11 protein-coding genes are annotated in these 22,012 nt (G+C 65.4%); 5 read left to right on the top strand and 6 right to left on the bottom strand.

Annotated elements, in window-relative coordinates; all coding sequences use genetic code 11:
* Positions 1-215: 215 nt before the first annotated feature.
* The 3 genes from betI to betA are packed head-to-tail and all read left to right on the top strand — an operon-like array spanning position 216 to position 4,006.
* A complete protein-coding gene (gene betI, locus FA94_RS27000; protein WP_035557008.1) occupies positions 216-803 on the top strand; it encodes a transcriptional regulator BetI in 588 nt (195 codons plus the stop codon).
* Positions 804-833: 30 nt separating this feature from the next.
* Positions 834-2,303 carry a betaine-aldehyde dehydrogenase gene (betB, locus tag FA94_RS26995; RefSeq protein ID WP_035557007.1) on the top strand — a complete coding sequence of 490 codons (1,470 nt, stop codon included), beginning with the start codon at positions 834-836 and terminating at the stop codon, positions 2,301-2,303.
* 14 nt (positions 2,304-2,317) lie between these two features.
* Positions 2,318-4,006, top strand: a complete 1,689-nt coding sequence (gene betA / locus FA94_RS26990; protein WP_035557006.1) for a choline dehydrogenase — start codon at positions 2,318-2,320, stop codon at positions 4,004-4,006.
* A 30-nt stretch (positions 4,007-4,036) separates the two neighbouring features.
* Here the strand turns inward: betA and FA94_RS26985 are convergent, their stop codons facing one another.
* Positions 4,037-5,089 (bottom strand): glycoside hydrolase family 18 protein, encoded by a 1,053-nt coding sequence (locus tag FA94_RS26985; protein ID WP_035557005.1) that lies wholly within the window; start codon positions 5,087-5,089, stop codon positions 4,037-4,039.
* Between the two features lie 300 nt (positions 5,090-5,389).
* On the opposite strand from FA94_RS26985, the gene ampC reads away from it, so the two are divergent.
* Both ampC and FA94_RS26975 read left to right on the top strand, forming a co-directional pair.
* A complete protein-coding gene (gene ampC, locus FA94_RS26980) occupies positions 5,390-6,580 on the top strand; it encodes a class C beta-lactamase (protein WP_035557004.1) in 1,191 nt (396 codons plus the stop codon).
* A gap of 17 nt (positions 6,581-6,597) precedes the next feature.
* Positions 6,598-7,011, top strand: coding sequence for a cupin domain-containing protein (locus tag FA94_RS26975; protein WP_035557003.1), 414 nt, complete (start codon positions 6,598-6,600; stop codon positions 7,009-7,011).
* Positions 7,012-7,037: 26 nt separating this feature from the next.
* Here the strand turns inward: FA94_RS26975 and FA94_RS26970 are convergent, their stop codons facing one another.
* Genes FA94_RS26970 through FA94_RS26950 form a run of 5 tightly spaced genes read right to left on the bottom strand, consistent with a single transcriptional unit; the run spans position 7,038 to position 21,926 of the window.
* The gene (locus tag FA94_RS26970; protein WP_051980775.1) at positions 7,038-9,152 is read right to left on the bottom strand and encodes a site-2 protease family protein; all 2,115 of its coding nucleotides are present in this window, start codon (positions 9,150-9,152) and stop codon (positions 7,038-7,040) included.
* 36 nt (positions 9,153-9,188) lie between these two features.
* A complete protein-coding gene (locus FA94_RS26965; RefSeq protein ID WP_051981321.1) occupies positions 9,189-10,628 on the bottom strand; it encodes an efflux RND transporter periplasmic adaptor subunit in 1,440 nt (479 codons plus the stop codon).
* A 5-nt stretch (positions 10,629-10,633) separates the two neighbouring features.
* A complete protein-coding gene (locus tag FA94_RS26960; RefSeq protein ID WP_081936372.1) occupies positions 10,634-11,443 on the bottom strand; it encodes an efflux RND transporter periplasmic adaptor subunit in 810 nt (269 codons plus the stop codon).
* A 38-nt stretch (positions 11,444-11,481) separates the two neighbouring features.
* A complete protein-coding gene (locus FA94_RS26955; protein WP_231585033.1) occupies positions 11,482-13,260 on the bottom strand; it encodes a TolC family protein in 1,779 nt (592 codons plus the stop codon).
* Positions 13,257-21,926 (bottom strand): DUF4347 domain-containing protein, encoded by an 8,670-nt coding sequence (locus tag FA94_RS26950; RefSeq protein ID WP_051980773.1) that lies wholly within the window; start codon positions 21,924-21,926, stop codon positions 13,257-13,259. The genes FA94_RS26955 and FA94_RS26950 overlap by 4 nt, the downstream gene beginning before the upstream one ends.
* Positions 21,927-22,012 lie beyond the last annotated feature (86 nt).

Genomic DNA, 22,012 nt, shown 5'->3' with positions numbered 1-22,012 from the left:
GCCGTTCAACGAGCGTAGCGCCCGCTGAACAAAGCACTGGGGTCTAACGCGACAGGAGTTTGACCGGAACCGACACGGCCGCCGCAAGCCGCGTCCACGTTGATGCTGGCCGTCTTTTATTGATTGACCGTTCAATATAAAAAAACTAACATGCCCCATCGACCCGGTGGGCGAAACGATACGTGCCCGCCTTTTGCCCTGTTACTGCCAGCGCCATGCCCAAACTCGGAATGCGCGAAATCCGTCGCGCGCAACTGATCGACGCCACCCTGCTCACGATCGACCAGACCGGTCTCGCGGGCGCCACGCTCGCTTCCGTGGCGCAGCGCGCGAGCATTTCCACCGGCATCGTCAGCCACTATTTCGGCGACAAGGACGGGCTGCTCGAAGCCACCATGCGGCACGTATTGCGCGATTTGTGGCAGGCCACGTCGCGCCGCCGTCGCGCCGCCAAGGCCGACCCGCGCTCGAAACTGCGTGCGGTGGTCGCCGCGAATTTCGACGCGGAGCAAACCAGTGGTCCGGTAATGAAAACCTGGCTCGCGTTCTGGTCCGAGAGCATGCACAAGCCGCAATTGCGGCGCTTGCAGTACGTGAACACGCGGCGGCTGAACTCGAATCTGTGCGCGGATTTCTCGAAAGCGCTGCCGCGTCCGGCGGCGCGCCGCGCGGCCAGCGGCCTCGCGGCGCTGATCGACGGCTTGTGGCTGCGCGGCGCATTGTCGGGCGAACCGTTCGACCCCAAAGCGGCACTGCGCGTGGCCAATGAATATATCGATCTGGTGCTGGCGGCACGCGCCTAGACCAGTCCACTCTTCAGCAAGGAGCAAGTCATGGCGGTATTCGCAACCCAACGTCTCTATATCGGCGGCGGCTATGTCGACGCGACCGGCGGAGAAACCTTCGACACGCTCGACCCCGCCACCGGCGAAACGCTCGCCACGGTGCAACAGGCGTCGGCGGCGGACGTCGACCGTGCGGTGCAATCCGCGCGCGACGGTCAGCGCGAATGGGCCTCGCTCACGGCCATGCAGCGCTCGCGCATTCTGCGCCGCGCGGTCGAGCTACTCCGCGAGCGCAACGACGAACTCGCCGCGCTCGAAACACGCGACACCGGCAAGCCGATTGCGGAGACGCAGGCCGTGGACATCGTCACCGGCGCGGACGTGATCGAGTACTACGCGGGGCTCGCCACCGCCATCGAGGGGCAGCAGATTCCGTTGCGGCCGACCTCGTTCGTTTATACGCGGCGCGAACCGTTGGGCGTATGCGCGGGAATCGGCGCGTGGAATTACCCGATCCAGATTGCGTGCTGGAAATCCGCGCCCGCACTCGCGGCGGGCAACGCGATGATTTTCAAGCCGAGCGAAATCACGCCGCTGTCGGCGTTAAAGCTCGCCGAGATCTACACCGAAGCCGGCCTGCCGCCTGGCGTCTTCAACGTCGTGCAAGGCGATGGCCGCGTAGGCGCGATGCTCGCCGCGCATCCGGACATCGAGAAGATTTCGTTTACCGGCGGTGTGGAGACCGGCAAGAAAGTGATGTCGCTCGCCGGCGCTTCGTCGCTGAAAGAAGTGACGATGGAACTCGGCGGCAAGTCGCCCTTGCTCGTGTTCGACGACGCCAACCTCGAACGCGCCGCCGACATCGCGATGAGCGCCAACTTCTTCAGCTCGGGCCAGGTCTGCACCAACGGCACGCGCGTGTTCGTGCAACGCAGCGTGATGGCACGCTTCGAAGCGCTCGTGCTGGAACGGGTGAAGCGCATTCGCGTCGGCGCGCCGAACGACGCGCGCACCAACTTCGGCCCGCTGGTCAGCGGCGCGCAATTGCAGAAGGTGCTGGGCTACATTGAAAGCGGCGTGCAGGAAGGCGCGCGCCTGATCGCGGGCGGCAAGCGTCTTACCGACGGTCATTTCGCCAACGGTCAATACGTCGAGCCCACGGTGTTCGCCGACTGTCGTGACGAGATGCGTATCGTGCGCGAGGAAATCTTCGGGCCCGTGATGAGCCTGCTCGTTTTCGACGCCGAAGACGAAGCCGTCAGCCGCGCGAACCACACCGCGTACGGACTCGCCGCGGGCGTCGTGACCGAAAACCTGGCGCGCGCGCATCGCGTGATTCATCGGCTCGAAGCCGGTATCTGCTGGATCAACACGTGGGGGGAGTCGCCCGCCGAAATGCCGGTGGGCGGCTATAAACAGTCGGGCGTCGGCCGCGAAAACGGCCTCACCACGCTCGAACACTACACGCGCATCAAGTCCGTGCAGGTCGAACTCGGCCCCTATCAACCGGTATTCTGACGAGGAGAAACGCGATGGCTTCGAACGAATACGACTACATTGTCGTCGGTGCAGGTTCGGCGGGCAACGTGCTCGCGTCGCGCCTCACTGAAGACGCGGACGTGAGCGTGCTGCTACTCGAAGCAGGCGGTCCCGATTACCGCTTCGACTTCCGCACGCAAATGCCGGCCGCGCTCGCTTATCCGCTGCAAGGCCGCCGTTATAACTGGGCCTACGAAACGGACCCCGAGCCGCATATGAATAACCGCCGCATGGAATGCGGTCGCGGCAAAGGGCTCGGCGGTTCGTCGCTGATCAACGGCATGTGCTATATCCGCGGCAATGCGCTCGATTACGACGGCTGGGCCACGCGCGCGGGTCTGGAAAACTGGACCTATCTGGATTGCCTGCCGTATTTCCGCAAGGCCGAAACGCGCGACGTGGGCGCGAATCCGTATCACGGCGGCGACGGCCCCGTGCATGTCACGACCAGCAAGCCCGGCAACAATCCGCTGTTCGCCGCGATGGTCGAAGCCGGTGTACAGGCCGGCTTTCCGCGTACCGACGACCTGAACGGCTACCAGCAGGAAGGCTTCGGCCCGATGGACCGCACCGTCACCGCGAATGGCCGGCGTTCGAGCACGGCGCGCGGCTATCTGGATCGCGCGAAAACGCGGCCGAATCTGACCATCGTCACGCATGCGGTGACCGATCGCGTGCTGTTCTCCGGCAAACGGGCGGTCGGCGTTACGTATCTGCATCACGGCAAGGCGGTGAACGCGCAGGCGCGCCGCGAAGTGCTGGTGTGCAGCGGCGCGATTGCCTCCCCGCAACTGTTGCAGCGCTCCGGCGTGGGTCGCTCGACGTGGCTGCGCGAACTCGACGTGCCGCTCGTGCACGATCTGCCCGGCGTCGGCGAAAACCTGCAGGACCATCTGGAGATGTATATCCAGTACGAGTGCAAGGAACCGGTGTCGCTTTACCCCGCGTTGCAATGGTGGAACCAGCCCGGCATCGGCCTCGAATGGATGCTGAACGGCACGGGTATCGGCGCGAGCAACCAGTTCGAAGCGGGCGGCTTCATCCGCACACGCGACGACGATTTGTGGCCGAACATCCAGTATCACTTCCTGCCGGTCGCGATCAATTACAACGGCTCGAACGCGATCAGGATGCACGGCTTTCAGGCCCACGTCGGCTCGATGCGTTCGCCGAGCCGCGGCCGCGTGAAGCTCGCTTCGCGCGATCCGAACGTGCATCCGAGCATCCTGTTCAACTACATGGCCGATCCGCTCGACTGGCGCGAATTCCGCGACGGCATTCGCATTACGCGCGAAATCATGCGGCAACCGGCGCTCGACCGTTATCGCGGCCGTGAGTTGAACCCCGGCGCCGAGCTGAGCACCGACGAACAGCTCGACGCCTTCGTGCGCATGCGTGCGGAGACGGCGTTCCATCCGTCGTGCTCGTGCAAGATGGGCTATGACGACATGGCGGTCGTAGACAATGAGGGGCGCGTCCATGGCATGGAAGCGCTGCGCGTGGTCGACGCGTCGATCATGCCGCTCATCACGACTGGCAATCTGAACGCGCCGACCATCATGCTCGCGGAAAAAATCGCGGACCGGATTCGCGGACGGACAGCGTTGGCGCGCGTCGAAACGCCCTACTTCGTCGCGAACGGCACGCCGTCGAGAAAACGTGAGGCCACAGCGGCGGTGTGAACGCCGCCGTTGTGGCTTCGCTCACGTCGATCAAAGGCCCAACTGCGCGATGAACTGATTGGTAAAGCCCAGCGTGCCCGCCTGGCCATAACTATTGCAGGTGGGCGACGCGTAGCCCGGCGCGCAGTCGTTGTCGCGATCGAACGACCAGAAATGCACGCCGGCCAGGCCGTTCTGCGTCGCGAACGAGGAGACGGTCGCGACGTCGGCGGTGGTGAAGACCTCGTCTTGCGTATCGTTGCCGCCTATCATCGGCGTGAGTTCGATCTGGCTATACGGCACGCCGTAATAGCCATGCAGATTGATCGCCGCCTGCACCGCCGATTGCCCCATATCGCACGAACCGCTACTGCCCACCACGCAATTGCCGGGAATGGAACTGCCATAGTCCATGGTCATCAGGTTGATCGTGTAATTCGTCAAGCCGGCGGATTGAATGGCGTTCATGACCATCTCGCCCGTGCCGCCCAGGCTTTGCGGCGAATTACCGCCCAATGTCGCGATCGTAAAGCTGAAACGCAAGTTGGGATAAGTTCTCTGCGCAACGATCACGCGCTGGATCAGGTTGTTAATGTCGTCCTGACTTTGGCCCGCTTCAATATCGAAATCGACACCGAGCATATTGGCCGAGTAATAGGTCTGGATAAATTTGCTAAAGCCGGCGTCCGAGCCGCAGGTGAACGAGCCTGCCGCGCCGCCGGTGGACACGATATAGCTCTTGCCCGCATTGACGGCCGCCTGAACGTTCGCCCCCGCCACCTGCGAAGGCGTCAGCCCCGCCCAGTTTTCGCTCCCGCATTCGCCGGTGGCGAACGCCCAGGTCAGCGTATTGAGCTTGCCCGGCATCACACTCAGAATGGGTTGTAACGACCCCGTCACGTTGGTGGAAATCACATTCGTGTTCCAGTTCATATTGATCGTGAGATCTTTGTAGGGACTGAAAATAAATCCCTTCGCCACAACGGCGGCATGGGACATTTTCTTTTGACTGACACCGACCGGATCTGAAGCACCTCCACCACACGCTGCGATCACGGCGCATAAAAGACCGGCCGCAATGCCTTTTATCATGTTGGCTTTCAAAGTTTTCTCCTGAGTGAGAATCAATTTTGGCCATTTTCACTAACGGGTCGCTCTATCCGCCCGGCATGCTGAATAACCAGAAATGGCACACAGGCAGCTTAGTAATTCCCTCGGGGAAAACACCTGCTCAGATAGGGAGGTAAAGACGGGTGATTCGAAACCGGAGTGGACCAGTCCGTAATCGGCGTGCGCTCCTCGCCCACAAGATTTTCTTTACCCTCACGCAACATATCGTCGATTGTCAGCCAACCGTAAATATCGGATAGTGCGGCCTGGCCGATATTCAAGGAAACAACGCAAATGAAACTCCGCCCCCTCACCCCAATCGCGACGATCGCATTCGTCGCCCTGTGCGCCACCGCCGCCACGCACGCGGCCGACAACAACAACAACAATGCCTCGCAAGCCAACATTCAACACACGGTCGACGCCGCCATTCAACCGCTCATGGCCAAAGACGGCGTACACGGCATGGCGGTCGGCGTGATCGTGGCGGGTCAGCCCTACGTGTTCAATTACGGCGTGGCGTCGACGGAAACCGGCAAGCCAGTCACGCAAGACACCCTGTTCGAAATCGGCTCCGTCAGCAAGACCTTCACGGCGACGCTGGCGTCGTACGCGCAGGTCAGCGGCAAGCTATCGCTGTCGGACAAGACGAGCCACTACTTGCCGTCGCTGCAAGGCAGTCCGTTCGGCAACGTGCGTCTCGTCAATCTGGGCACGCATACGCCCGGCGTGCTGCCGCTGCAGGTGCCCGACGAGATCCAGAACGACGAGCAGTTTCTGGGCTACCTCAAAGCATGGAAACCGGGTTGCGCGCCAGGCACTTGCCGGACGTATTCGAATCCCGGCATCGGCACGCTCGGTCTGATCACGGCCAAAAGCATGGGCGAAGCGTTCACGCCGCTAATGCAACAGCGCCTGTTCCCCGCGCTCGGCCTGAAGAACAGCTATATCGACGTGCCGGCCGCCCGCATGCCGGACTACGCGCAAGGCTACAAGAAAGACGGCGCGCCGATCCGCGTCGCGCCCGGCGTGTTATCCGCCGAGGCGTACGGCGTCAAGACGACGGCAACCGACATGACGCGCTTCCTGCAAGCGAACATGAATCTGGTGCAGATCGACGGCGCCTGGCAACGCGCGATCACGGCGACGCATACGGGTTACTTCACGGCGGGCGTGATGACGCAGGACCTGATCTGGGAGCAGTACGCGACTCCGGTGGCGTTGAAGACCCTGCTCGAAGGCAACTCGACGGCGATGACGATGAAAGCGACCCCCGTCACCGCAATCAAGCCGCCGTTAGCGCCGCAGCAGGATGTCTGGATCAACAAGACCGGCTCGACGAACGGCTTCGGCGCGTATGTGGCGTTTATCCCCGGCAAGCAGCTCGGCATCGTGATGCTCGCGAACAAGAACGTGCCGATCGACGATCGCGTCACTGTCGCGCATCGGATTCTGACGGCACTCGCCGCCAGCGGCGCACGTTGATCAAAAGGGGAATCGCCATGAACCGCGTGTTTCGCTTCGCGTCGATCGTGACGGCGGCAATGACACTGAGCGCACCGCTGCAATCAGCCAAGGCAGCCGGCACGCCACCGCCCACCAAAGACACCATCGTCCTGCAACGCGTCCCCGTGTCAGGGACCAACCGCGAGATGGGCATGGGCATCGCCGAATTTCCGCCGAATGCAGCTAAAGCGCGGCACAAAGCGACCGGCCCGGAGGTCGCGTATGTGCTCGAAGGGGAAGTCACCGTGCAGGTGGACGGCCAGCCCGATCGGATCGTGCATGCCGGCGAGAGCTACCGGATGCCGGCGAACGTCGTCCACGTCACGAAGGCCGGCCCGGCAGGCGCAAAAGTGCTGGCCACGTGGGCGTGGATTCCGGGCAAGCCGTTCAACGTGGCCGCACCGAACTGAGCGGTCGCCACGCGACGAAAGTTGGCTTAAAAGCCGCCTTCCCCCTGCATGACCGCGACGAGCGCACGCAGCCACTTGCCCGCATAACTCTCCCGCCCGCCATCCAGCGACGCGCTTCCCGTCAACTCGCGCGTCAGCATCCTGCCGCTATCGCAGTCGCCGATCCGCACTCGCCAGGTCGCCTGCAACGGCACCAGTTGATGCGTCTTCGCGTCCTGCTCGGCGGGAATCGGGCCGCCATACTGGCTCGCGACCGAAGGCTCGTCGAGCACGCCGATATTCACTTTGTCGACGGCCTGCACGCGGCAATGCACCGGCCGCATTTCCGCGAGCGTCGCGACGAACACCGCCGGCTCGCCGGTCCGCACGCGGCCCACGTCGTTCTCGCCGACAAACGCGTCGCCCTTGATACCGCCGGGCCCAATCACGTCGTATAGCCGCTCGCCGCGCGGCAGCCACGTGCCGGCCGCGAGCGCGTCGCCCGGCACATCGAGCGTGCCGGCGAACGGCGCGCGAATCGTCAACTGTTCGATTTCCGCCTGCAAGCCCGCGATCGTCTGACGCGCCGCGTCCCAGCGCCGCGTCAGCGCGACGCCCTGCTCGCGCAGACGATCGTCGAACGCCTGCTGTTCGACCTGCCAGCGCAGCAAGGCTTCATCGGCCTGGGCGGCTTTGAGCTTGTACTCGAGATCCGGCGACACGATGGTCGCGAGCACCTCGCCCGCGTGCACCGTCTGACCGTCCTGGGCGGGCGGCGGCGTCGCCGCCACATAACCCGCCGCGACCGTGTACAAGCCTTGCGCATGCTGCGGCCCGAACACTGCCGGCGCATTCACGCCCGCGTGCCACGGCAACACCAGAAAGCCGATCAGCAACGCACCGAGCAACGCGCTGCGCCGGGTCTGCCACCGCCAGCGCAATTGCGCGCGACGCTCCCAGCACGCGAGCGTTTCGCGCCACATCGGCCGCACGATAAACCAGCCGAACTCGATGCAAAACAGCATCAGCCCCAGTACCTTGAAAAACGCGTGATACACGACCAGCGCGATCGAGAAAAACACCGCGAGCCGGTAAAACCACGTCGCAAACGCAAAGCCCACCAGAAACCGCCGCCGCGACGGCGAGCACGGTTCCGGCTGCGGCTCGTCGAAACCGAACAGCCACTCGCGCAGCCACCAGCGGCCGAGCGCGAACGCGCGGTCGTGCAGGTTCGGCATGTTGAGCCAGTCCGACAGCAGAAAATAGCCGTCGAAGCGCATGAACGGACTCGCGTTGATCGCCAGCGTGCCGATCCACGTGGTGGTGGCGAGCAGAAACGCCCCGGCGCGCAGCGGGCCGTCGGGCAGCAGACTCCACGCGAGCGTTGCCACGGCGGCGAGCGCGAGTTCGCTCAGCATGCCGGCCGCGCCGATCCGCAGACGGCTCGCGCGGCTTGGCACTTTCCACGCTTCGGTGGTATCCGTGTACAGCACCGGCAACATCACGAGAAAGGCCACGCCCATGGTCGGCACGCGGCAGCCGTAACGCTGCGCGGTGAACGCATGCGCGAATTCGTGCAGCACCTTCGCACAGCCGATCGCGATGCCGACCGCGACGAGCCCTTGCAGATCCGCGTACGAGTGGAACGTATGCAGGAATTCGTCCCAGCGGCGCGACACGAGGAACAGCCCGAGCACCGCGCAGGCGGCGATCATCATCCAGAACACCGGGCGAAACGCGAACGACGCATAGCGCGCGGTGCGCCGCAGAAACGCCATGGGATGCCACAGCGGAATGCGGATCATCAGGTAGTGCTTGAGCAGCCACATCGCCTGGCCGAGCCGCCCTGCTTCGGCGCGGGCGGCGAGCCGGTCGGCGTCGGCAGCGGTGCACGCGACCAGCAGGTTCTGCTGATGGAGCATGCGCACGAGCGCTTCCATGTCGTCGATCGTGACGGTCAGCGTCGTGTCGCGATTCACACTGGCGACGATCGCGCTGGCGTCGTCGAGCGGCCAGCGCGACAGCAGCTCGAAGGCCGGCCAGCCGAGCTGGAAGAAACGGTTCGCAGCGGGGTCGTGCAGCATCCAGGTCGGCGCGCCTTCCGACGAGGGCGCGCCGACGCTGAGCGTCAGTTCCTGGCGAAGTTGCGGCAGCCGGCTCATGTTGCGATTCCACTCAAACGGGCGGAGCACATGGCGTTACCAGCCCAGCCACTGACGCGCCAGCGTCAACGGACGACGCAGCACGTAGTAGAACAACGGCACCCAGTTGCCATGAATCCGCGCGGTGCCCATCGCGCCGAGCGGCGGCCGCGCCGTGGCGTCGCTAAAGGTCGCGCGGATGCGGTATGCGAGCACGCCGTCGGGCGTCGGCTCGGCGCGATACGCGACCGAGTCGATGCGCGCTTCGTAAGTGGCGAGCGGCGAGCTCTTCGGATACAGCGTGATCGTTGCGCCGGCTTTCACGTCGACGTTATCGGCAACCGGCACATACGCGCTCAGTTCGACATGCGCCGGGTCCGCCAGCAACAGGATCTTTTCGCCGACGGCGACGGCCTTGCCGGTCCATTCGTTCGGATCGGAGAACACCGCGACGCCCGCGCGCGCCGCGCTGACCCGCACGCGCGCGAGTTGCTGCGCCGTGTAGTCGAGCTGCACGGCGCTCTGGTCGAGCTTACCTTTGCGTTCGGCCATGTCGAGGCGGTTGCGGTCGTCGGTCACGGCGAGCTGCGCGGTCTGCCGATACTCTTCCTGCGCGGTATCGAAGTCCTTGCGCGCCAGCGCATAGCGCGACTGCAGCGTCGTGGCGTCGAGACCGAGCAGCGGCGTGCCGGCTGCGACCGGCTGGTTCGGCTGCACGTACAAACGGTCGATCACGCCGTCGAGCGGCGCGCGCACCACGAACGGATCTTTCGGCGTGACTTCGGCCGGCGCGAGGACCGTCAGCCGCACGGGAATCAGACACGCAATCGCCAACCCGATCAATACGCGACGCTGCTGCCGCCCCGGCTTCAAAATCACGCGCGCCCGTTCGAACCACGAAGGCCGCGGCCCGAACGCCGCGAAGGCATGCGCCCAGACCTGCGCGAGCTCGCCGAGCAACGCGCAATCCACCGCGGTCCAGGCGGCGTCGCGTGCGAACACCACGCCGCCGAGCGACCGGCCGCTGCGATCGGCCAGCGGCAGCCAGAGACCATGCTCGGGCCACCACGCCTGCCAGTCCTGCACGACGTGCGCGGCTGAAGGATCGACGGCGAGATCCGCCGCGGTGAAGGCACGCGCGCGCTCCGCGGGCGCTGCCACGGTCGCGTCGGCGGCACTCGGTGCAGCGGTTTCAGGCGCGCGCGCCAGCACCCGGCACAGCGCACCGAGCCACTGCACGTAAGGCGCATTCGGATCGCTCTCCGGCAAACCGGATACCGCCGCCACAGTGCCGGGCGCGGTGCCGCGCCACCAGGCGGCTTGCCGGTACGGCAGCAGCGACAGCGTTTCGTTGACCACGGTGAAGCCGAGGGTCGCTTCGGTCTGCGCGTCGCGCGCGCGGGCCGCGAGTTGCCACAGCATGGCCAGTTGCTGCGGGTCGATTCGCACGTTATTCGCGTGGTTCCCGGGCGACGGCCCACCGGGCGCCGGATGCATGGCGGTCATCGGCTGGCGAAGGTAGCCCAGCCGCTCATGCCGGGCAGCAACTCGGGCACGTTGCCGGCCAGTGCGGCCGTCACGTCGACGGTCTGCGTCACCGGATCGACGCGCGCGCCGATGCGGGCGACCTGCGCCGGATAGGTCTTGCCGACCTCGTCGACCTGCACGCTGAGCGCATGGCCGGGCTTCAGCCAGACGAGCCACTTCGACGGCACGATCATTTTCAGTTCGAGACGGCTGGTGTCGACGATCGTCAGCAGCGGCTTGCCCGGTTCCGCGAACTGCTGCGGCGCGGCCGAGCGCTTCGAGACGCGGCCGTCGAACGGCGCGGTGATCACGCATTTGCGCACGGTCGCCTGCATGTAGGCGACCTCGGCGTTGCTCGCCTTCAGTTTGGCGGCCGCCTGCTGCACTTCGAGCTCACCGACCGAATGCAGTTGCGCGAGCCGCTGATCCACATTCAGCAGATCGCTGGCGGCGCCGGCTTCGGCCTGCGCCTTGCGCAATTGCGCCGTGTACAGCGAACAATCGAGCGACACCAGCGTCTGACCGGTGCGGAACGCGTCACCGTCACGCAACGGCAGCGTCGCGATCTTGGCGGCGATTTCGCTCGACAGATCCACCTGATCGCGCGACACGAGCTGGATGCGGATCTTGCCCGCGTCGCCGGACGCATCGGTTTGCGCCGACGCCGGCTGCGGCGCGAGCGCCGGGGCTTGCACGGAAACCGGCTTGACCGCCGGCTTCGCGACAGGTTTTACGTCCGGCTGGGCGCCAGGCTGCGCGCTCCAGACCGGTTGTGCGGACAACATGACTGCGACTGCACACCACGCCGCACACTGCGAAAACTTCATTGCGTCTTGACTCCACCTGTTGCGGGACCGGTTGCCTGGATAGTGGCCGGTGCGCTGGTCTGTGCGCCCGTCTGTGCGTTGGCTTGCAGGTTGACCGGCGCAACGGGTTGCGCGGCGGCCGGCGTGCTGGCTGCCGGCGTCTTGACCGGCGCGCTTGCCGGATTGACGGCCACGCCGCCCGCCGCACCCACCGGAACAGCGCTGGTGGCGATGCCATGGCCGAGCGCGACCCAGCGCTGCTGTTCCTGATTGATCGACTGCTGCAACGACGCCAGATCGTGACCCTTGACGGTATCCGGCACCGGATCGAGCCCGAGCGTGGCGAGCAGTTGCCCGTACGCGTTTTCCAGTTCGCCGTAGCTCTGATAGAGACGCAGCTCGGACATCATCGCGCCGGTCGCCGCGCGAATTTCTTCGAGCTTGCCCTGCGCGTTCGCCTGAGTCGCGTTATGCGTGTGTTCGAGAATCTGCTGATCGACGTCGTTCATCTGCTTGAGCAGATCGAACTGGCGACGTTTCGCGCTCAGCTCGCTGGTGGCCACGTGCACTTGCGTCAGCACCGCCATGCTCAGCGCGAGACGCTGCGTCTTCGCCACTTCGAGCTGCGCGTCGGCCATGCCCTTGATGTTCTTCACGTTGATCAGGTTCAGCAGGTTCCAGCTCACGCTGATACCCGCCGCGCGCCACGCGTTGTAGACGAGGAAGCTGTTGCTGTCGTAATGCGTGCCCAGGCTGAACTCGATGCCGGGCAGCATCTTCGCCATCGCCTTATGGGTTTCGTTGACGCTGATCCGTTCGTTGTAGCTCGCCTCGACCAGTTCCGGACGACGCTCCAGCGCGGTTTCTTCCATGCGGTCCATCGGCATGTCGAACGTCGGCACCGCGAAGCCTTCCGGCGGCGCGAGCGTGTAGTCCTTGCCCGGCTCGAGATTCATCAGCGCGGCCAGACGCGGCTTGGCTTCTTCGAGCTGATCGCGGATCTCTTCGAGCTGACGCATCAGATCGAGCAGCGCGTGCTGGTAGTTCAGCGTATCGAGCGGCGCACGCAGGTTTTCGCGCTGCGCCTGGCGCGAATCGTTCAACGCACCGCGTGCCTGATCGAGCAGCGGTCCGATACGATCGCGCAGACGTTGCGCGCCGGTCGCCTGCCAGTACGCTTCGCGCACCTGTTGCATCATCAACTGCACGACTTTACGGCGGCGTTGTTCGAGCACCAGAACGTGGTCCGCCTGCTCTTTCGCTTCGTAGTAGCTGACGCCGAAGTCCAGCAGATTCCACGAGAACGACAGATCCGCGGTGCGGTCGTTCTTGTCGGTCGAATACGACGGCGCGAGCGATTGCTCATTGGTGAACACGTTGGTCGACGACGACGCGAGTTCATGATTGCGCGTCGTATAACCGGCCTGCGCGGTGAGCTTGGGCAGCAGATCGAAATTCGACAGATCGAGCTGCTTCTGCGCGAGCGCCTCTTCCATCATCTTCAGCCGATGATCGAGGTTGTAGCGGATCGCGCGCGCCATGGCTTCGTCTAGCGTGATCGGGCCGCTGACGGCCTGCTGTTGCGCGAACATCGACGTGCGGTCGGTTTGCGCGGTCTGCGTGCGTTCGGCTTCGGTGAACGGCGTGGGTTTGATTGCGCAGCCCGACAGCCAGATCACGGCGAGCGACAGTGCCAGCAAGGCGGGACGCGGTGCACGCACCGCTACGGACGAGGAGTTCAATTCAGCGGCTCTCTTTATAAAGATGACGGGATTCGGAAAACGGCGGACGCTCATGCGTGACCTCGCGAGGCAGTCTCGGGCGCGACGGTGGTGGCAGCAGCGTTGACCGGACGGGCCACGTGCAGCGTCGCATGGGCGCGCACGAACTGTTCGGCGAGCGAGGGTTTGGCCAGCGGCGGGCTATTGAACGGCAGCGCCGCGTGCGGTGTCGTGGCTGGGGTGGCCCGGGTGGCATTCGGCGCGACGGCGGGCGGATGCGCCGCGCCGTGCGATGTGTCGTGTCCGGCATGCCCTGACTGCGTGGAGCGGCTCGCACCGCCGAATTCGATCGCCACGTCGCGGCGTGTCTGATGACCTTGAGCGTCGTGCGCGATGATCGCGATCTGCAGGCCGCGCTGATTCGCCGGCACTTTGCCGCTCAGCGTGCCGCGCACCGGGTCGTAATGCAGCCAGTTCGGCAGCGGACGGCCGTCGGCGAGACGCAGTTCGACATGCGCGTCGGCGCCGACCGGCAAACCTTCGCTCGAACCGAGCATGACCGGCAGCGATACGACGAACGCCTGATCCGGCGCGACGTTCAGATGCATGGCGAGTGCGGGCAGATCGAGCGACAGCGGCGCGCTGGTCGGCGCGGGCGTCGTGTCGATCGGGCCGACCGAGGTGTCGCTGAGCGAACCGTGATGGTTCGAACCGCCGACACTGCCGCTATTCGCGTAGCTACTCGTGCCGATTTCGTCGGCGCTGAAGGTGGCCGTGTGGATGGCCGGGATCGAGCCGACTTCCGGTGCTTCGGCGAACGCGTCGAGCACGATCAGCGGGTTCGAAATGCTGTCGGTCAGGTTGCGCGGGAACGTGATGACGATGTCGGGCGCGGACGTGGACGGCGCATTCGGCGTGTTCGACTGCGTCGCGGACGACGCCGCGCCCGCACCGTTGCCACGCGGCGGCAGCGTGACCTGGTTCGCCGGCATCGGCTGTGTCGACTGCGTCGGCTGGGTCACCGTCACCGGCGCCGCCGCAATGTTCACGGTCCGCGTGGACGGCACGCTGCTCTTCTGGCCGTCGTTGACGGAGAAGCTGATCGTCCGGCTGCTCGCGACGGTTTCGCTTGCGCTGTCCACGTAGGTGACGGCAGCGAGCGCCGCCTGCCATTGCGCGAAGGTTGCGCTGTGGCCCGCCGAATTCAGCGTCAGCACACCCGTCGTTGCGTCGTAGCTGCCGACGATATTGCCGGTCGCCGCGCTGCCCGTGAACGCGAGCACGTCGCGGTCGGCGTGGAAGCCACCGCTGATCGACACCGTGGCCGATGCCAGCGTCGCGCTGCTGTCCGCATCGGTCACGCTGATCTGCGACGCGATCGTGACCGGCTGCGCGTTCGGTCCGCTGTTGAAGGTCAGTGGACTCGTGTCGCCGTTGGTGACCAGAGGTGTCTGATCCGTCGCGGTCACGGTGATCGCTTTCGTGCCGACCGCGCTGTCCTTCTGGCCATCGTTGACGGTGAAGCTGACGGTGCGTTGGGCGCTGTCGGGCAGCAACGCCGTGTCGATGTAGGTCACCGCGCGCAGCGCCGCCTGCCATTGCGCGACCGTGGCCGACTGGCCCGCCGACGTCAGCGTCAGCACGCCGGTCGTGGCGTCGAACGAAGCGGTGATGTTGCCGAACGTCGTGGCGTTGCCGTTCGTGAATGACAACACGTCCTCGCCGGCATGGAAACCCGTCGTGATCGAGACAGTCGCCGACGCGAGCGTCGCATTGTCGCGGTCCGACACGCTCAGGCCGCTGTCCACCGTGACCGGCGTCGACGTGGCGTTGTCGCCCGACACGAACGCCGTGTTACCGCTAGACGTCGTGGTCACCGGCGTCTGGTCGACGTCGGCGACGGTCACGCCCTTCGTGCCCGCGGCGCTGTCCTTGGTGCCGTCGTTGACCGTGAAGCTGATCGTGCGCGTGGTGTTGTCCGGCGTGACCGCCGTGTCGGTGTACGTCACCGAACGCAGCGCGGACTGCCATTGCGCGAGCGTGGCGGCGGCGCCGGTCGAACTGAGTGTCAGCGTGCCGTGCACCGCGTCGTAGCTGGCGGTGATGTTGCCCATCGTCGCGCCGTCGTTCGTGAACGCGAGCACGTCTTCTCCGCTATGGAAACCCGTGCCGATCTGCACCGTCGCCGACGCCAGCGTCGTGTTATCGAGGTCCGACACCGTCACGCCGTTGTCGATGACGACCGGCGTCGACGCGACGTTGTCGCCCGCGACGAAGGCGCTGCTGCCGACGGAGGTCGTCAGGATCGGCGTCTGGTCGGCGGCGGTCACGTCGACGTTGCGCGCGTAGACGGCGCTGGGATTCGTGCCGTCGTTCACCGTAAAGTCAATCGTGCGCGTCGCGCCGCTCGGCGTGACCGCCGTGTCCACGTAGGTCACCGAGCGCAGCGCGGACTGCCATTGCGCGAGCGTGGCGGTGGCGCCGGTCGAACTGAGCGTCAGCGTGCCGTGCACGGCGTCGTAGCTTATGACGGTGATGTTGCCCATCGTCGCGCCGTCGTTGGTGAAGCCAAGCACGTCCTCGCCCGCATGGAAACCCGCGCCGATCTGCACTGTCGCCGAGCCCAGCGTCGTGTTGTCGAGATCGGACACCGTGATGCCGTTGTCGATGACGACCGGCGTCGACGGCCCGTTGTCGCCTGACACGAACGTGGCCGACCCCGTACCCGTCGACCCGACAATCGGCGTCTGATCCGTATCCGCGACGGTGACGCTGCGCGTCAGTGCGGCGCTGTTCTTCGCGCCGTCGTTGACCGTGAAGCTGATCGTGCGCATGGTGTTGTCCGGCGTGACCGCCGTATCGGTGTACGTCACCGAACGCAACGCCGCCTGCCATTGCGCGAGCGTCGCGCTCGCGCTGGCCGAGCTCAGCGTCAGCGTGCCATGCACGGCGTCGTAGCTGGCGGTGATGTTGCCCATCGTCGCGCCGTCGTTGGTGAACGCCAGCACGTCTTCGCCGGCGTTGAAGCCCGCGCCGATCTGGAACGTCGCCGAGGCCAGCGTGCCGTTGTCGCGATCGGATACCGTGATGCCGGTGTCGATCGCGACCGGCGTCGAGGTGGCGTTGTCACCGGCCACGAACGAGGCCGAACCGGTGCTGGCGGTGGCGAGTATCGGCGTCTGGTCGGTGTCCGCGACCGTGACGGTGCGTATCAGCGTGGTGCTGTTTTGCGTGCCGTCGGTAATCTGGAAGCTGATCGAACGCGACGCCGTATCGGGCGTCACCGCCGTGTCGGTAAACGTCACGGCGCGCATGGCGGCAGCCCATTGCCCGTCGGTCGCGGTGCCGCTGGACGAGGTCAGCGTCAGCACGCCGGTCGCCGCGTTGAAGTTGCCGAAGATATCGCCCATCGTCGCGCCGTCGTTGACGAACAGCAGCACGTCCTGGTCGGACTGATAGTTGCCGGTGATCGACACCATCGCCGACACGATCGGATTGCCGAGCGGGTCGAGCACGCTGAGCCCGCCGTCCACCACGATCGGCACGCCGGCCACGTTGTCGCCCGCGGTGAAGGTGACGCTGCCCGTGCTGGTGGTCGACAGTTGCGGCGCGGAGCTGATCACATCGACGTTGTACGTCAGCGTGTTGCTGTCCTTGACGCCGTCCGATGTGACCACGGACAGCGCGCGCGTGCCGAGCGGTACGCCCGGCGCCGCCGAAAACTGCACGTTGTCGATGATCGCCTGCCAGTTCGAGAGGGTCATCGCGCCGGTGCGGGTGATCGTCAAGGTCCCGGCCGCGGCGTCGAACGTGATGTTGAAGTTGAAGCCCATCGTCGCCGCGTTGTAATTCAGGCTCAACTGGTCGCCGCTCTGGAAACCGGAGCTGAACTGGATCGTCGCCGACGCCATGGTCGTGCTGTCGCTGTCGGTCAGCGTGATGCCGCTGTCGATGTTGTGCGCGGCCGCGCCCGGCAGATAGTCGAAATTGCCGCTCGACGCGCTCAACACCGGGCTTTGGTCGACGCCCGTGACCGACACGGTCTTGCTGCCCGCCAGACTGTCTTTGGCGCCGTCGTTGACGGAGAAACTGATCGTGCGGTTCGCGGTGTTCGGGGTGATCGCCGTATCGGTGTACGTCACCGCGCGCAAGGCCGCCTGCCACTGCGCGAGCGTCGCGGTGCCGCTCGACGAACTCAGTTGCATCGTGCCGGTGAGCGCGTTGTACGTCCCGGAGATGTCGCCGAACAGCGTCGCGTTGGTGTTGCTGAATGCAAGCACGTCCTCGCCGCTGTGCAGGTTGCCGGTGATCGACACCGTCGCGTGCGCCAGCGTCGAATTGTCGAGGTCCGAAATCGTCACGCCGCTATCGATCGCGACCGGCGTCGAGGTGACATTGTCGGCTTCGACGAACGCGGTGCTGCCGCCCGTGGTGGTGAGAAGCGGCGTCTGATCCGTATCCGTCACGGTCACCGTGCGGGTTGCGATCGGGCTGCTGTTGGCGCCGTCGTTGACGGTAAACGAAATCGTACGGGTCGCATTGTTCGGCGTGACCGCGAGGTCGTCGTACGCAACCGCGCGCAACGCGGCCTGCCACTGCGCCAGCGTCGCGTGCGACGCCGAGCTCAGCGTCAGGAGGCCGTTCGATGCGTTGTACGAGCCGGCAATGTCGCCGGTCGCCCCGCTGGGCGTGAAGATCAGCAGGTCCTCGCTCGAATTGAAGTTGCTGGTGATTTGCACTGTCGCAGAAACGAGCGTCGTGCTGCTGCTGTCGGCCAAGGTCAGACCGCTGTCGACCGCGACCGGCGTCGACGCGATGTTGTCGCCCGCGACGAAGGCGGCGGAGCCGGAATCGGTCGTCAGGACCGGCACCGCGGTCACGGTCACCGTGCGCGAGACCACCGCGCTGGACTCAGTCCCGTCGTTCACCGTGAAAGACACGGTGCGCGCGCCCGCGGGCACGCCCGGCGCGCTGGAGAACGTGACGTTATCGAGTTCGGACATCCATTGCGCGACGCTGATGTTGCCGCTGGTGGCGGTCAACGTCAGGATGCCATGGGTCGCGTCGTATGAACTGGTCACAAAGCTGTCGCTGCTCAACGCCAGCGTGTCGCCTACGTGGAAGCCCGCGCCGATGGACACGGTCGCCGACGCGAGCGTCGAATTGTCGAGGTCGCTGATCGTGATGCCGTTGTCGATGATCGTCGCGGCGGAGCCCGCCGTGTACGCGCTGTTGCTGCCCGACAGCGTGACGATCGGCGTCTGGTCGGTATCCTGCACGGCCACCGTGCGGGTTGCGACCGGGCTGTTGTTGGCGCCGTCGTTGACGATGAACGAGATCGTGCGGGTCGCATTGTTCGGCGTGACCGCGAGGTCGTCGTACGCAACCGCGCGCAACGCGGCCTGCCATTGCGCCAGCGTCGCGTGCGACGCCGAGGTCAGCGTCAGGAGGCCGTTCGATGCGTTGTACGAGCCGGCAATGTCGCCGGTCGCCCCGCTGGGCGTGAAGATCAGCAGGTCTTCGCTCGAATTGAAGTTGCTGGTGATTTGCACTGTCGCCGAAACGAGCGTCGTACTGCTGCCGTCGGACACCGTGAGCGCGCTGTCGACCGTGAGCGGGGTCGACGCGGTGTTGTCGCCCGCGACGAAGGCGGCCGAACCGGAATCGGTCGTGACGACCGGCGCGACGACCACGTTCACGGTGCGCGTCACCGCGTTGCTCAGTTTGGTTCCGTCGTTGACGACATACGAGAGCGTGCGCGCGCCGGCCGTCGCATTGGCGGCGCTGGAGAACTGGATCTTGTCGAGTTCGGTGTTCCATTGCGCGTCGCTGACGCTGCCGCTCGCCGTCAGCGTCAATATATGGTTGGTGCTGTCATAGGAGCCGGTCACGAAGCTATCGTTGACGAACACCAGCGTATCGCCCGTTTGCACACCGTTGGTGATCGTTATCTGGGCCTGCGTCAGCGTCGGGTTCGAGTCGCGGTCCGTCACGCTGACGCCGCTGTCGACGACCACGCCCGGCGCGCCCGCCACATACGAGGTGCTGCCGCCCGACAGCGTGACGATCGGCGTGTTGTCGGTCGCGGTTACCGTGACCGTGCGCGTCGCGATCGGGCCGCTATTCGAGCCGTCGTTGGCGGTGAAGCTGATGGTGCGCATCGGCGTGGCGGGCGACGCGGCGGTGTCGGTATACGTGATCGAGCGCAAGGCCGCCTGCCATTGCGCCAGCGACGCGTGCGACGCCGACGTCAAGGTCAGAAGGCCGGTCGACGCGTTGTACGAGCCGCTGATGTCGCCCATCGTAGCCGGGTTGTTGACGTACAGCAGGCTGTCCTGACCCTGCTGGAAATTGGTGGTGATCTGCACGCTGACCGACGCGAGCGTGCCCGCGCCGCCGTTTTCCGCCACCGTGATGCCGCTGTCCACCGTGACCGGCGTCGACGTCGCGTTGTCGGCCGACACGAACGAGGCCGAACCGGAGTCCGTCGTGACGATCGGCACCGGGCTCACGTTGAGCGTTTTGGTGGCCGACGCGCTGGTTTTCGTCCCGTCGTTGATCGAGAAGCTGATGGTGCGCGCGCCGCTCGTGGTGCCGGCGCCGGACGAGAACGTGACGGCGTCGAGCGCCGCCTGCCATTGCGCGTCGGTGGCCGAGCCGTTCAGCGTCAGTGTCGTACCCGCAAACAACCCTGTGATATTGCCGTAGAGGGTCGTATTGGTGTTGCTGAACGCCAGCGTGTCGCCCGTGCCGGCGTTGCCGATCGTCACCGTCGCGAGTGACTGGTGCGTGGTGTCGCTGTCGGTAACGGTCACACCGCTGTCGATCGTGGCGGCGGTAGCGCCGGCCACATAGGTCGTCGCGCCGCCGGAGGTGTGGACGATCGGCGTCTGGTCGGTGTCCGCGACCGTGAGGGTGCGGGTCGCCGTCGCCACGGCGTTGTTGTTGTCGGTGATCGAGAAGCTGATCGTGCGGGTCGCGGTGTTCGGCGTGATCTGGGTATTGGTAAACGTGATCGATTCGAGCGCAGTCTGCCATTGCGCGATCGTCGCGGTGCCGCCTGTCGAAGACAGCGTCAGCACGTTGCCGCTGAACACCGCGGAGATGTTGCCCGTCGAGCCGCTGGGCGTAAACAGAAGCTCGTCGCCGGTCTGGACGTTACTGATGGTGATCGTGGCCGATTTCGCGCCGGTACTCGTGGTGTCGGTCAGCGTCAGATGGCTGTCCACGACAACCGGCGTCGAGGCCGTGTTGTCGCCGGCGGTGAACGCCGCGCTACCGGTGGAGGCGGTCAGCGACGGCCCCACGTCCGCGTAGACGAGGTGCCCGAAATCGGCGAACAGGTTGCCACCGGAGATCGTAATGCTTTGGGCATCCGCAAACGAGGCATGCCCGGTCAGCGTCACGGTGGTGGCCGTGAAGTTACCGTCCGACGGGATCGACACGCCGTCGGCCGTATTGCTGTCGGCGTAGACCGTGACGGCGTTATCGGCAAGAACGTCCAGGTCGATGCTCTGAAAATTGAACGGCGTATTGCCCACCCGTGTAACGACGATCGAGGTCACGCCGGGCACGGAGTCCTGATTGAACTGCAACGCGTTGTCGGAGCTGTTTTCGTCGGCGAGCGCCTGCAGGAACGAATCCGTTGTGACGATCGTACGAATCGCGATCGGGTTGCCGTTCACGTCCTTGAACGTGTAGATCAGGCCATCGAGCGTAAACGACGTCACATCCCCGCCCGTGTCGAAGCCGGTCGCGGAGGTGTAGTTTTCGATGTTGGTGGCCAGCACGTGGTCGTAAGCCTGCTCCACCGCCGCCGATAACAGCACCGGCGTATGCACGTTGCCGACGTCGTATTCGAGCGTCCAGTTGCCGCCCACGGCGCTCGAGCCGGTCAGATCGGTCGAGGCCGCGACGTTCAGATGCGTGATTGCCGCGATCTGCTGCACCAGCGCCTGGCCGTCGGCGTGTTCGGCAACGTCGCAGCCGTAGATCAGGAAATCGCCGCCCGGGGCCATGGCGGCGCCGATCGCCGTGAGATCGGCGCTGTAATCCGACAGATCGGCGCTATTGAGCCACGCAGCGCCGGCTTGAATCTCGCCGTCGGAGCCATGCGAAATCAGATGGATCGACTGGATGCCCTGGTGCGTTTGCAGATACTGCGCGATCTGCGCGAAGCCATCGGTGTTGGCGTTCAGCACGACGTACTGGGTGCCGGCCGGCAGGCCTGCGATCAGCGACTGGTAGTCGACCACGCTCGGGTCGATGAACACGACCGCATGCGCAGCCGCAGCCGCGGTCGGATCGATCACCGCGGCGCTCAGGGCGGCGTCGGTCTGGACGGCTTTCTGGGTGGCAACGGTGCTGCTGGTCTGGGTGGTTTTCTGCGGGTCCGCGGTGCCGGCCTGGTTGGCCGGCTTGCTGTTTTGCGCCGGGGCATTGGCGCCCGACTTGCCGTGCCGCACGTCGTGTTCGGCGATCGTCTTCGGCGCGGCATGCACGGTCGCCTCGGTCGACGCGGCAGCGCCCGCATGCGTTTGCGCTTCGGCGCCGTGGTGCTGCGGAGCGACCGCCGCCACCGACGCGTCATAGACCACCCGCGGTTCGAGCGCCATCAGAAACGGCGCCGGCGTCGCGGCGACACGAGCGGGTTTGCCGCGCAGGTCGAGGCGGGCATCGCCGCTGTCGCGCGCGCTGCGCATGTCATCGAAACGTTTGATGAGTTGCTGGATGATCTTCATGACACGCGCTCCACCGGGCCGCCGCTGCGCCCTTTTGTTGACCGGTTGCTGATTACCGGCTGCTGCTGCGGCCGCCACATTGCCGC

The organism is Burkholderia sp. 9120, from assembly GCF_000745015.1.
GTDB lineage: Bacteria > Pseudomonadota > Gammaproteobacteria > Burkholderiales > Burkholderiaceae > Paraburkholderia.
This window is presented reverse-complemented; position numbering and strand designations above follow the sequence as displayed.